Genomic DNA, 11,397 nt, shown 5'->3' on the forward strand with positions numbered 1-11,397 from the left:
TGGATGACTTAGGCTGAATCTGATGGGGAAGCGCTATGGGCGCATCGTTTGATAGACAACTAGAAAAAATGGTGAGAGAGCTAAATCAGCAAATTCAACTTTACTATAAAGAGGGGGATTGTCACCTATGAGTTTATATCGGCCAAAACGTCATTGGAAGGAAGTGGAGCTTTGGAAAGATGTGACAGAGGAGCAGTGGAACGACTGGCTTTGGCAGTTAACCAATACGATTCGCACGTTAGATGATTTGAAAAAGGTGATTCATTTAACGCCAGAGGAAGAGGAAGGTGTCAAAATTTCGGCCAAAACGATCCCGCTCAATATTACCCCTTATTATGCTTCTTTAATGAATCCAGACGACCCTCGTTGTCCGATTCGGATGCAGTCGGTACCAGTGGGGAAAGAGCAGTATAAAACGAAATATGATTTAGAAGATCCGCTTCATGAAGACGAGGATTCCCCTGTACCGGGACTAACACATCGTTATCCAGACCGCGTTCTATTTTTAATTACGAATCAATGTTCGATGTATTGCCGTTACTGTACAAGAAGACGCTTTTCCGGGCAGGTCGGAATGGGAGTGCCGAAAAAACAATTGGATGTGGCTATCGAATATATTGCGCAAACCCCGCAAGTGCGCGACGTTTTATTGTCGGGCGGCGATGCGTTATTAGTCAATGATCAAATTTTGGAATATATTTTGAAAAAATTGCGCGCCATTCCTCATGTTGAAATTATTCGGATCGGTACAAGGGCACCGGTCGTTTTTCCACAGCGTATAACGGAAAATTTATGCAATATACTAAAAAAATACCATCCAGTTTGGTTGAACACTCATTTCAACACGTCCATTGAAATTACTGAAGAATCCAAGCGGGCTTGTGAGATGCTTGTGGATGCCGGTGTGCCGGTTGGAAACCAAGCGGTGATTTTGTCCGGCATTAATGACAGCGTTCCGATTATGAAAAAACTGATGCATGATCTCGTCAAAATGCGTGTTCGTCCGTACTATATTTATCAGTGCGATTTATCGGAGGGAATTAGCCATTTCCGTGCTCCTGTATCAAAGGGGCTCGAGATTATTGAGGGATTGCGCGGTCATACATCTGGCTATGCGGTACCAACTTTTGTTGTCGATGCTCCAGGGGGCGGAGGAAAAATTGCGCTGCAACCGAACTATCTCATCTCCCAATCACCGGAAAAGGTGATTTTGCGTAATTATGAAGGAGTCATAACATTTTATCCAGAACCGAAAGATTATGTCCCGAACAGAGCGGAAGCATATTTTAAAGAAATCTTCCCAGATGTTGATGAAAAACAATCGACAACAGGCATCGCTTCCATTATGAATGAAACGAAATTCTCCATTGTCCCTGAAGGATTGGGACGCATTGAGCGGCGGAAAATGTACGAATCAGATCCGCACCATAAATCGTTAAAAGATTTTCGCGAAAAACGCGATGAAATGAAAGAGAAAAAATATAAGGCGATGTTAAAGAAAACGGGAGAAGCGGAGATGAAAAGAGAATGAAGCGATGTCTTTGGTGCGAGTCATCCAAAGTGACAGATACGAAACAAACTGTGTATTGGGAGTTGCCTGACGGTTTACGAGCAATTGAAATAACAAATACCCCGAGTGTTTCATGTGCCGAGTGCCAAATGGTGTACCAAGAGGAAGAAGTGGTCGAAGCGATTGAAGATCAGCTTTTTCTCATTGATACATCGCGTTTAGCCAGAACGATTACGTACGAGGAACTCATGAACGAGCCGCGACGATTAAAACGCAATTATTTCAAATAAAAGATCTTCACAAATATAAAAAAACGGATTACAATGACAAACAACAGAGTTTAACGAAAGAGGATGAGAAAGAGATGACGCGTTCGTTCTATCGATATTTGCTTAAATTTCGCGATGGTAAGAAAGAGGATCCGTTTGTTCGGTTAGCTAACGGCGTGTATTATGACCACAGCTTCCCGAAAACATCGGCTGATTATGATGAGATCAGCCGTTATTTGGAGATGAATGCAGATTATTTAGACAGCATGACTGTGTTCGATGAAGTATGGGAGCGGTTTTTGCAGGAAGCGTAAGCTCAAGCAAGCCCGCTCTTTTTTTATGTAAAACATTGGATTTCCGCATATTCCTTTACTTATGAGTGTCCACTTGTTTCTATTTGCATATAATTTACTATCAGATCATTTTGAAGGGAGGGGAAAAGTAGTGAAAACCCCGAAATTTGCGGTAGGCGATATTGTTGTCAACACATTGTACGGAACGGTAGGAACTATTACAGATGTTCAGCATGTAGACGGCGTGTTTTTGTATGAAGTGAATCATAGCGAAAGTTTGTTTATGGAACAATCATTAATATTATTATCGGAATTTTCAGGGGATGTATGGATTGCGGAAGAAATTGAAATTGAACTGCCGTATTTCCTCGGAGAGCTTGTCTATGTGCAAAGCTATGAAAACGATGTGTTCAAAATTATTGGGGTGCGTACAGAAATATACCGCTACCAGGATGAGGGATGGGAAGATATTATCTATGAATTAAAGCGATTGACGGATGGACTAGAAATCGAAGCAAATGTCGAGGACGTGATGTCCATCGCGTCTTCAGAAGAAACGTCGATCGTTGTTTTGCAGGATCTTACATTGCTCGGGTATATTGGCGAGCATCAACCGCGTACTGCCCAGTTGTTGCTTCCACCACAGTCAACTAACGATGAATCGATCGATCAGCTTTTAGATATGTATAACGATTACCGCCGTTTATATGAATGGTTCGGCGACGAACAATACAAGCAGATGATGGAAATGACAGTAACGAATTTGCAAAAGCTTGTCCAACAGAAAAATTCACCCTCTTAAAAATTGTGCCAACACATAGAAAAAATAAGGCATACCGAAACAAATGATAGCGATAAATAGGCTGTTGGTGACTGTCTCCATGATCGTATCAATGATTTTATCGATGTGATTCACGGCAATCCCTCCCTCGTTTTGCTATTTCTAATGTATGAACGATTCTTTTTTTGCATACATACCGATGAAAAAATTCTTTTGACATAAACCGGAACTTCCTCACATACAACAATACAAAGGGGGCGATATAATGAGAGAAATCGAGGTCGTCATTGATACGGAAGAAATTGCCGAGTTTTTTTACAATGAACTCGTTCGCCGCGGTTTTGTCCCATCGCAAATTGAACTAGAGGAGATTGCTGACATTACATTCGACTATCTAATTGAAAAATGCATTATTGATGAAGAGTTAGATGAGGATGAATAGAAAGATGGAACGACGAGAGAGTCTCGTCGTTTTTTAGTTGGTTGCTCGAGCGATTGCACTCAATTTTTTGAGATTGCGCTCATAATGAGGGGTAATATCGGGATTAAACAAGATAGGGATTCGCTCCAATTCGTTTAAAATGGCCGTATCGTTAAACCAATCACTCTCGTCGGGAAAACGATGGGCAACGTGCGGCCAGGCATTGCGAAGCTCGGGGCTATATATGCGTGACATATTCTCTGGCTTCGTTGCGGAAAAAAGGTGCGGCCAAAAGTCAGCGCGTGATCCGGTGTGGTTCGTACGGCTGGCAAAGTGGTATGCTCCCTGAAAAATGCGTTTTTCAGACAGCAACATGCCATAAAGTGCTTTTCCGATATGGATGCGATGATAGACATCGGCAAAGTCGCGGACGGTGATTCCAGCGAGATGAATTCGAGCCTGTTTTTCGTAAGGAATGATCACGTCGTTAAACCCAAGCCACTGCTGCAATAAAAACGGAAAATGAGCAATGACGTGCTCTTGATAAAATGGGTTTTCAACGACGCGCTTCTGAATATACTGCTGTTCGTTGATAATGAGAGCTACTGTCAACAACAGACTATCATTTGTTTCGTAAAATTGGTTCCAAATCGGTCTCATGAACAAAGAGACGGCAAAAAAAGGCAACAAATGGAATAACTTTTTCTTTCGCCGTTTGCTTTCTTCATACAAAAGCAGCTGTGGATAGGCATCATGAAAAATTAAAGCGTTCGCCCGTTCTAAAAAGAGAAAAAGAGATCTGGTTTGCTTGTCGCCAATAACCGATGGGATTATGTCTCCTTTTAAATCAGTCATATTCCAACCGCCGTTGCGTGAGACGAGATGGGCTAAAAACGCCCAATGTACTTCAGGACAGCGTTGAAAAAAAGAAAAATAGGCTTCCGTCCGCGTCACATTGTCGCGGTTGGCTTTAGCGGTTTGCTTTCGAATGGATATAATCATGTTCCGCTCTTCATCGGTAAGCGTATGCTTTTTTTCATAGTGCCCCCATTGTCTGCAAAGCCGAGCTAATATGTCAGGAGAAATAACTGAGATCGATTCACGATACAGCCAACGCCGATATAGTGACTGAATCGGATGGGAAAGATGGGATATAAGACGCTCAAGAATGTTCATGCATAGATCTCCTCATAGAAATTTTTGAAACCTTGATGGTTGTTTTCCGTATATATTAAGTAAGTTATCGGAAAAGGAGCGATGAGCATGTTGAAAAAAATTATAAAGGCGATTATTAAGGAAAAGCTTTCGCACCATCATTATCATAAACCGCACTATTCAAGCAGCGACCATTATCCGAAATATTCTAAACACATCCATCCTTCGCATTATGGACACGGGCATTATAAAAAGAAGCATCATAGCGGGAGCTTTTTTTCAAGCTTCTTTGGTAGCTAATTATGCGTTTTTCCTATTTTCGACTGATTATTGAGCGATTATTCGAGCGGAGCTATAAGGAAGGAACCATTTTGCGCGATGGTCGCTACCAAATTGTGCGCAAGCTTGGCATGGGAAGCTACGGTATTGCTTATTTAGCCAATGATCTGCACACAAATAAGCTTGTCGTTATCAAGCGGATGAGAGCGATAAAGCGGAAAACAAGAAGAAAATCGTTTGAGAGAGAAGCACGTATTTTAAGACGGCTTGATCATCCGCAAATCCCTGCGCTTTATGAAACATTTACAGAGCGTAAAGCGCTCCATCTTGTGATGGAGTATATGGACGGCGATACGGTGGAATCGCTTATTTTTGAACAAGGGAAAACATATACTGAAGAAGAGGCATTTTTATTATTAAGAGAAGTGTTAATAGTTGTTGAACATATTCACCAAGCAGGGATCGTTCATCGGGATTTGCGCATTCCGAATATTTTATTGAGGGACACAGGAGTGTGCATCATCGATTTTGGGCTCGCGCGTTTTCTGCATGAACGAGACTCTAAGATCGAATCGTATATATTGGAAAAAAAGCTGCGCCGACAAATTGATATAAAAAGCGACATTTACGCGCTAGGGCATTTCTTGCTGTTTTTGTTGTATTCTTCGTATGAACCGACAACGGACGAGGAAAAAAGTTGGGAAGAGGAGTTGGAATTATCGGATGGCGCCCGGTCGATTTTGCGCAAAATGTTGCAAATTTCTCCGCCGTATCGCAATATTGGCGAGTTAGTGAGAGATATCGATCAGGTGCTCGAAAAGAAGGGAATGAAAAAAGATGTCGTTGTTTCATAAAATGTTAGCAAGCATCGGAATCGGTGCTGCTAAGGTAGATGCAAAGCTCGTTTCCGAGCGGCTCATGATTGGGGATGAAGTAGAGGGAGTCGTTGAAATTACCGGCGGACATATTGAACAAGAGATTGATCATATTTATGTATCGCTTTATGCTACGTATACAGTTGAGGTTGATGACCGAAAAACGACCAGTCACGCTTTAATCGGGAAATGGAAAATTACCGATAAATTTGTGATTGGTATTCATGAAAAACGACACATTCCGTTCCGTTTTACTCTCCCTATTGACACGCCGATTTCTGTTGGAAAAACAAAGGTGTGGCTGCATACAGGGCTCGATATTAAGCAGGCGCTTGATCCGACCGATCAAGACTATATTCGCGTCGAACCGACACCGGTCATGAACGCTGTATTGGCAGCTATGGAGCGACTTGGCTTTCGTCTTCGCGAGGCGGAATGCAAAAAAGCAAGCGGCGCTCAACGTCTTCCATTTGTGCAAGAATTTGAATATGTGCCGAAAAGCGGAACGTTTCGCGGGAAGCTTGATGAAGTAGAAATTGTATTTGTATCTACTTCTAAAGAGGAAACGGAAGTGAGAATGCAAATTGACCGCCGCGTGCGCGGATTGGGAAGTTTATTAGCGGAAGCATTGGATCTAGATGAATCATACATTCGCTTCCGTGCGACAAAAGCGGATATTCCGCAATTGCCTGAAAAATTATCTCGGGTTATTGCAACACATTGTTAAAGGTTGGGCTTTATGCCCAATCTTTTTTTGTTCGACAAAACAACTGTTATTTTGCTAAAGGAATCGACAACAAAAATAGCAAATATTTTGGATAAAAGAGATTAAGGGAGAGGATGCCAATGGTTCGGCTTTTCGTAAAAAAAATGTTAAAAACACAGCAAGCATATGATGCGACGCTTTTTCAAACACCGCGATTCGGGCTCTCGAAAGGATATGAACCAGTATATCGATTGACCGTCAATGCGACAACGCACGATGAAGCATTAGCGAGCATTTATCGTACGTTTAATGTGTCTGATTTGTTGCCGAAAGATTATAAAGCACGCTATGTTGGAACGGGAGATGTGGTGCTTATTGATGAAGGAATTTATGGGCAAACCTATTATAAGCTTTGCTCGGAAGGATGGAAAAAAATTAATCGTGTTCATGTCCGCTAAAAAATTTTAAAAATTCTAAATAGTCAGTTTTATTTTTGTGCGAAGTATGATACAATAAAAAAAATCGAATAGTTTCGTTCGCACAAGGGAATGGATAGAAAAAGAAAGGGGGCGAGCATTTGCGTAAAGAACTGGAATCTCCAACGATCGCGCCGGGAATAGATGATGATGAAGAATTGCGACAGAAAGCTTCGAAGGAAGAAGTGGCTCGCGGAGAATATACGAAAGTAGTAACATTATCATTTGATGAAGTCGATTCTTCTTCCTAAAAAACAACCCCTTGTGTTCAGCAAGGGGTTGTTTTTTAGTTATGAATCGATTCGAATAGGGTCAATGTTCCGGATTGTCGTGATTTCCCGGCCCGTTTTTCCGGCCTGTTGCAGAATATTCTTTTTCATGGGCCGCTTCCTCTGCAATCAATGCTTCTTTTGGTATATGGTTATTCTTTTTCTGTCCGTTGATCCGATTGCGGTGTTTTTTACCCATCATTTTGCCTCCTTATAAGTTTGTCGCCTATTAGTATACGCTGCTTGTTTTTTGTTATCGGTGGAGATTTTTTGAAAATGAGCGATTCCAAATAGGAAGGGGATATAGGCATGGCGGCATTAATCGTTTCTCTATTTCTCGCTGTCGCATTAACGGTAGGAGGATTATACACAAAAGCGGAGTTAGAGCGAAAATTCAACCGACGTAAAAAACTTGCATTTTTGCATGCCGTCAATGTGCTTATAATTAGCGCAGCCATCACTTACTCATATTGCATATTAAGCAAATCGCCTACATTATTCCACGGTAAGCAATTTTTTTACGTATATTTAGGAGCGGTGCAGCTTTTGCTGCCGATTTACGCATTTATAAGCGTTTTGATTGTGCAAAATGGTAAAAGGGAGAAAAAATATACAACAAGCGAAGATAAAAAGGTACTATACATTAAAGAGGAGTATTTAGCAAAAAAACGGCAAGACCGCCATTATCATTCGAAAACATCGTAATAAAGGGAGAGAACTCTCCCTTTAAAATTTTTTTAAGAGCTGAACGATATCGAGTGAGCACTTCATTTGCGGGTTGTACCTCGTTTTGCTGTTTTGTATTTTGTTAGCTCTTTTCGTTGTATATATACGCCAAAGAGTGTACAATGGTTGAGTGACACAATACTTTGTTTGTTAAGGAGGACATACGATGAGTACTCACATCGAGGCAAAAGAACATGAAATTGCTGATAAAATTTTATTGCCGGGCGATCCGCTTCGAGCTCAATATATCGCAGAAACATTTTTAGAAGGAGCCACTTGCTACAACCGTGTACGCGGCATGTTAGGCTTTACCGGTACATATAAGGGGCATCGTATTTCTGTGCAAGGAACAGGGATGGGAGTTCCATCAATTTCAATTTATGTAAACGAATTGATACAAAGCTATGATGTTCAGACGTTGATCCGTGTTGGAACATGCGGCGCGATCCAAAAAGACGTAAAAGTGCGCGATGTGATTTTAGCGATGAGCGCTTCGACAGATTCGCAAATGAATCGCATCACGTTTGGTGGGGTTGATTACGCACCGACGGCAAATTTCGACTTGCTGCGCACGGCTTATGAGGCGGGTATCGAGAAAGGATTGCATCTAAAAGTAGGGAACGTATTTACAGCCGATATGTTCTACAATGAAAACGCAGAGTTCGAAAAATGGGCGCGTTATGGTGTGTTGGCAGTGGAAATGGAAACAGCTGCTCTCTATACGTTAGCAGCCAAATTTGGCCGCAAAGCACTTTCAGTATTGACAGTAAGTGACCACATTTTAACGGGCGAAGAAACAACAGCGCAAGAGCGGCAAACGACTTTTAATGAAATGATTGAAGTGGCTTTGGAAGCTGCCATTCGCGTTTAAAGCGAGTTCACCTATATAAGCCAGAAGCCCTTAAAAGTAAGGTGGAACATGATGAAAAAGATATTGATCTTAATAACTGCTGCTTGTTTTTTAAGTAGTTGTGCAACCCAGCAGGATTCACAGCCGAAAGAATCGCCTGTGAAACAGACACCCAATCAGCCTTCTAATGAGCAATCGGCACATGAGCAGGCAAATGTGCCGCAACAGTCAAACAATCACGAGCAAGGAACGAACGAGGCAATCGATCCGGATTTATTGTTGGAGTCGAAGTATTGGAATGTAGTAAAGGTGCAAAATGGAATGAAAGTCATCATGAACCCGGCTAATATTTTAGCGTTGGTTAACAAAGAGCAAAGCTTGCCGTCTTCTTATAAACCTAGCGATCTTGTTACACCTAATGTGCCATTCTCGTTTTCCGAAACAAATGTCGAAAAACGGCATATGCGCTTAGAAGCCGCAAAAGCGCTTGAACAGTTGTTCGCAGCAGCGCGTCAGGCAGGTATTCAGCTCGTAGCGGTGTCTGGTTATCGTTCGTACGAACGGCAAAAGGTGTTATTTGATGAAGAAGTAAAGAAAAACGGAAAAGAGAAAGCCGTCCACGCCGTAGCTATTCCGGGACAGAGCGAACACCAAACAGGGCTAGCCATGGATATTTCAAGCACAAGTACTAAAGGCGGACTAACGGCCGCATTCGGTGATACAAAGGAAGGAAAATGGGTAGCATCCCATGCTCATGAGTACGGTTTTATTATTCGCTATCCGAAAGGAAAGGAAGCGGTCACCGGATACGAATACGAACCATGGCATTTGCGGTATGTCGGCAAAAAAGCCGCAAAAGTCATTTTTGAGAAAGGCATTACGCTTGAAGAATATTTTCAAATAGTGAAGAAAGTATAAAAGAGATTCCATTAATGATGGGAAATAATGCCTTCTTTCATGTTATTAGGCATGGAAGGAGGCTTATTTTGTTTGTCTAAAAAAAACGAAGCAACCGATTGGATAAAATTGCTGTTGTTGATAGTGCGCGGAACTTTGCCATGAAAATTGAAGGCTGCTCAGAATAGTATTGGAAAAAGTTATAATTCATAGACTGGCGTACAGTATGATAAATAGTCAGGATGATTTCCTCTTACAATCTGATTATACAAGTTGCGTATCTGTTTCGTGATTGGTCCTTCTTGGCCAAAACCAATCGTTCTACGATCTATCTCGACGACAGCTTTTACGCCAATCGCTGTTCCGGTAAAAAATACTTCATCAGCTGAATAAAGTTCAACCCTCGATATACTCTGTTCCTTAACCGGTATACGCAATATATTTTTCGCTAAAACCATGACTGTATTCCGTGTAATACCAGCAACTATGTCATCTGAAACAGGTGGTGTAATTAGTTGATTATTTTTTACAATAAAGATATTTTCCTTAGCTCCTTCGCTCACATTGCCTTCAGCTGTTAAAAAAATAGCTTCATCAAAACCGTTTAAATTAGCTTCCGCCGAGGCTAATGCCGAGTTCAAATATCCCCCAGTTGATTTCGTTTGTGGAGGTATCATATTGCTCGCAATCCTCTCCCAAGAAGTGATGCAAACTTTTAACGCTTTGTTTGGGATGAATGCGGTTTTTGCACAGTAAATTATAACTCGATTATAGGAGTTAGTTAAATCCGGATGGAGAGTATTAGCTCCTTTAAAACAAATCGGGCGAATATAAGTGTCTTCTCGTACAGCGTTCAATCGCAACAATTGAATAGTCCATTGAGCCAATTGAAGGGGAGAATATGGAATATCAATATGTAAGGATTTTCCGGATTGAAAAAAGCGTTGATAATGATCCAATAATCGAAAAACATATAATTGATGATGCTCTTCGTTCCAAAACGCCCTAATTCCTTCTAAACAACCTAATCCATAATTGAATGCTTTATTTCGCACACTAATGACTGCGTTTGATTCATCTACAAATTGGCCTTGATCAAAAATATACCCCATTTGAATCCCTTCCTTTTAAGGCGGTTAAATAATTTATCATTTCCCGACAGAAGACTCCCATCTAAACGAATAGGAAAGGCATGGGCCCTATGAGTAGATAGGAGATGAATGTCGGTTGGCCTAAGCCAAAGTGGTTGAATAACAGGAATACACGTTCTATTCTATGCTTGTAAGTCGTTCTTACAAAACTGGAGATCGGGGGTGTGACAGGAACATCGTCTGTCACGTAAAATCTTCAACGTTCCATCGTCCCTGCACGGATCGAAGAAGCGAAAATCAAGCTCAGTCGAACATGCGGTGAGAACGAACTTACAAGATTCGTTGTCATTTCACCGTTGGAACGACGGGTAGAGCCTGCTTAAAAACCGACGGATACATTGGTGTTCGCAGGAATCTCCTATTTCATGCAAGGCCAAGTGAGAGTAGTTCAATAAAAATCTATTCAATGTTTTGAACGTGTTACAAAACGCATAACGAATGCATAAATGCACATAAAAAATCCACCACCTTGGAAATCATATACAGTGACCAAAAAAACAACTCTCCAAGGGGTGGACACTATCATGATTTCCAATTTGAACAGCGAACATGCATGGTCTTATGAAATCGATCCACTTTTAGCATCCTTATTTCGATATATTGACTCTCTGTCGTTACCAGAAACACCGTATGTGACAGGAAGGCCACCAGTGTCGAAAAAATCGTTGTTGAAATGTTTCTTTTTGAAAACCTATTTTGCTATTGATTCCTTGCGAAAATTAGTACGAGTCCTACAGCG

The 11,397-nt window shown here is 41.4% G+C and carries 17 protein-coding genes and 1 pseudogene; 14 read left to right on the plus strand and 4 right to left on the minus strand.

Features of this window, described 5'->3' with window-relative positions:
- The first annotated feature begins 127 nt into the window (after positions 1-127).
- The 4 genes from ablA to N667_RS0108615 all read left to right on the plus strand — a co-directional run bounded on the left by ablA (position 128) and on the right by N667_RS0108615 (position 2,874).
- Positions 128-1,531 (plus strand): lysine 2,3-aminomutase, encoded by a 1,404-nt coding sequence (ablA, locus tag N667_RS0108600; RefSeq protein WP_035098439.1) that lies wholly within the window; start codon positions 128-130, stop codon positions 1,529-1,531.
- Complete coding sequence (locus tag N667_RS0108605) at positions 1,528-1,800, plus strand: YokU family protein (RefSeq protein ID WP_027409199.1); 273 nt, start codon at positions 1,528-1,530, stop codon at positions 1,798-1,800. Before ablA ends, N667_RS0108605 begins: the two co-directional genes overlap by 4 nt.
- Positions 1,801-1,874: 74 nt before the next feature.
- The gene (locus N667_RS0108610) at positions 1,875-2,093 is read left to right on the plus strand and encodes a YozE family protein (RefSeq protein WP_027409200.1); all 219 of its coding nucleotides are present in this window, start codon (positions 1,875-1,877) and stop codon (positions 2,091-2,093) included.
- 130 nt (positions 2,094-2,223) lie between these two features.
- On the plus strand, positions 2,224-2,874 hold the full coding sequence (locus tag N667_RS0108615) for a hypothetical protein (RefSeq protein ID WP_027409201.1): 651 nt from the start codon (positions 2,224-2,226) through the stop codon (positions 2,872-2,874).
- Here N667_RS0108615 and N667_RS20330 read toward each other — a convergent pair.
- Entirely contained in the window at positions 2,863-2,988 is a 126-nt protein-coding gene (locus N667_RS20330; protein ID WP_269528348.1) for a hypothetical protein, read from the minus strand. The genes N667_RS0108615 and N667_RS20330 overlap by 12 nt on opposite strands.
- Positions 2,989-3,118: 130 nt before the next feature.
- On the opposite strand from N667_RS20330, the gene N667_RS19420 reads away from it, so the two are divergent.
- A complete protein-coding gene (locus tag N667_RS19420) occupies positions 3,119-3,295 on the plus strand; it encodes a YozD family protein (protein ID WP_084279057.1) in 177 nt (58 codons plus the stop codon).
- A 33-nt stretch (positions 3,296-3,328) separates the two neighbouring features.
- On the opposite strand, the gene N667_RS0108630 is transcribed toward N667_RS19420, so the two are convergent.
- Positions 3,329-4,450, minus strand: coding sequence for a DUF2515 domain-containing protein (locus N667_RS0108630; protein WP_027409202.1), 1,122 nt, complete (start codon positions 4,448-4,450; stop codon positions 3,329-3,331).
- A gap of 87 nt (positions 4,451-4,537) precedes the next feature.
- Between N667_RS0108630 and N667_RS0108635 the strand changes: the two genes are divergently transcribed.
- From N667_RS0108635 to N667_RS20000, 5 genes are all read left to right on the plus strand, one after another.
- On the plus strand, positions 4,538-4,729 hold the full coding sequence (locus N667_RS0108635; RefSeq protein WP_027409203.1) for a hypothetical protein: 192 nt from the start codon (positions 4,538-4,540) through the stop codon (positions 4,727-4,729).
- Positions 4,730-4,731: 2 nt separating this feature from the next.
- Positions 4,732-5,562: a serine/threonine protein kinase gene (locus N667_RS0108640; protein ID WP_035098441.1), complete on the plus strand. Its 831-nt coding sequence runs from the start codon at positions 4,732-4,734 to the stop codon at positions 5,560-5,562.
- On the plus strand, positions 5,546-6,310 hold the full coding sequence (locus N667_RS0108645; protein WP_027409205.1) for a sporulation protein: 765 nt from the start codon (positions 5,546-5,548) through the stop codon (positions 6,308-6,310). The genes N667_RS0108640 and N667_RS0108645 overlap by 17 nt, the downstream gene beginning before the upstream one ends.
- 119 nt (positions 6,311-6,429) lie before the next feature.
- Positions 6,430-6,747 carry a YodL domain-containing protein gene (locus tag N667_RS0108650; protein ID WP_027409206.1) on the plus strand — a complete coding sequence of 106 codons (318 nt, stop codon included), beginning with the start codon at positions 6,430-6,432 and terminating at the stop codon, positions 6,745-6,747.
- Positions 6,748-6,866: 119 nt separating this feature from the next.
- Positions 6,867-7,016 (plus strand): hypothetical protein, encoded by a 150-nt coding sequence (locus N667_RS20000; protein WP_198020532.1) that lies wholly within the window; start codon positions 6,867-6,869, stop codon positions 7,014-7,016.
- 61 nt (positions 7,017-7,077) lie between these two features.
- Here N667_RS20000 and N667_RS20005 read toward each other — a convergent pair whose 3' ends face one another.
- The gene (locus N667_RS20005) at positions 7,078-7,233 is read right to left on the minus strand and encodes a hypothetical protein (protein ID WP_198020533.1); all 156 of its coding nucleotides are present in this window, start codon (positions 7,231-7,233) and stop codon (positions 7,078-7,080) included.
- A 110-nt stretch (positions 7,234-7,343) separates the two neighbouring features.
- Between N667_RS20005 and N667_RS0108665 the strand changes: the two genes are divergently transcribed.
- From N667_RS0108665 to N667_RS0108675, 3 genes are all read left to right on the plus strand, one after another.
- On the plus strand, positions 7,344-7,739 hold the full coding sequence (locus N667_RS0108665; protein WP_027409207.1) for a hypothetical protein: 396 nt from the start codon (positions 7,344-7,346) through the stop codon (positions 7,737-7,739).
- A gap of 187 nt (positions 7,740-7,926) precedes the next feature.
- Complete coding sequence (gene deoD, locus N667_RS0108670) at positions 7,927-8,631, plus strand: purine-nucleoside phosphorylase (RefSeq protein WP_027409208.1); 705 nt, start codon at positions 7,927-7,929, stop codon at positions 8,629-8,631.
- A 51-nt stretch (positions 8,632-8,682) separates the two neighbouring features.
- Complete coding sequence (locus tag N667_RS0108675) at positions 8,683-9,528, plus strand: D-alanyl-D-alanine carboxypeptidase family protein (RefSeq protein ID WP_027409209.1); 846 nt, start codon at positions 8,683-8,685, stop codon at positions 9,526-9,528.
- 179 nt (positions 9,529-9,707) lie between these two features.
- Here N667_RS0108675 and N667_RS0108685 read toward each other — a convergent pair whose 3' ends face one another.
- Positions 9,708-10,619, minus strand: a complete 912-nt coding sequence (locus N667_RS0108685) for a branched-chain amino acid transaminase (RefSeq protein ID WP_035098443.1) — start codon at positions 10,617-10,619, stop codon at positions 9,708-9,710.
- 563 nt (positions 10,620-11,182) lie between these two features.
- Here N667_RS0108685 and N667_RS20155 point away from each other — a divergent pair.
- Positions 11,183-11,397, plus strand: a pseudogene (locus N667_RS20155) (ISNCY family transposase); the annotation flags it as partial.

Source organism: Anoxybacillus tepidamans PS2 (assembly GCF_000620165.1).
Taxonomy (GTDB): Bacteria; Bacillota; Bacilli; order Bacillales; family Anoxybacillaceae; genus Anoxybacteroides; species Anoxybacteroides tepidamans_A.

Coding starts and splice junctions, on each gene's coding strand:
- ablA (WP_035098439.1), top strand. CDS start 128: ATGAGTTTATATCGGCCAAAACGTCATTGGAAGGAAGTGGAGCTTTGG.
- N667_RS0108605 (WP_027409199.1), top strand. CDS start 1,528: ATGAAGCGATGTCTTTGGTGCGAGTCATCCAAAGTGACAGATACGAAA.
- N667_RS0108610 (WP_027409200.1), top strand. CDS start 1,875: ATGACGCGTTCGTTCTATCGATATTTGCTTAAATTTCGCGATGGTAAG.
- N667_RS19420 (WP_084279057.1), top strand. CDS start 3,119: ATGAGAGAAATCGAGGTCGTCATTGATACGGAAGAAATTGCCGAGTTT.
- N667_RS0108630 (WP_027409202.1), bottom strand. CDS start 4,450: ATGAACATTCTTGAGCGTCTTATATCCCATCTTTCCCATCCGATTCAG.
- N667_RS0108635 (WP_027409203.1), top strand. CDS start 4,538: ATGTTGAAAAAAATTATAAAGGCGATTATTAAGGAAAAGCTTTCGCAC.
- N667_RS0108640 (WP_035098441.1), top strand. CDS start 4,732: ATGCGTTTTTCCTATTTTCGACTGATTATTGAGCGATTATTCGAGCGG.
- N667_RS0108645 (WP_027409205.1), top strand. CDS start 5,546: ATGTCGTTGTTTCATAAAATGTTAGCAAGCATCGGAATCGGTGCTGCT.
- N667_RS0108650 (WP_027409206.1), top strand. CDS start 6,430: ATGGTTCGGCTTTTCGTAAAAAAAATGTTAAAAACACAGCAAGCATAT.
- N667_RS20005 (WP_198020533.1), bottom strand. CDS start 7,233: ATGGGTAAAAAACACCGCAATCGGATCAACGGACAGAAAAAGAATAAC.
- N667_RS0108665 (WP_027409207.1), top strand. CDS start 7,344: ATGGCGGCATTAATCGTTTCTCTATTTCTCGCTGTCGCATTAACGGTA.
- deoD (WP_027409208.1), top strand. CDS start 7,927: ATGAGTACTCACATCGAGGCAAAAGAACATGAAATTGCTGATAAAATT.
- N667_RS0108675 (WP_027409209.1), top strand. CDS start 8,683: ATGAAAAAGATATTGATCTTAATAACTGCTGCTTGTTTTTTAAGTAGT.
- N667_RS0108685 (WP_035098443.1), bottom strand. CDS start 10,619: ATGGGGTATATTTTTGATCAAGGCCAATTTGTAGATGAATCAAACGCA.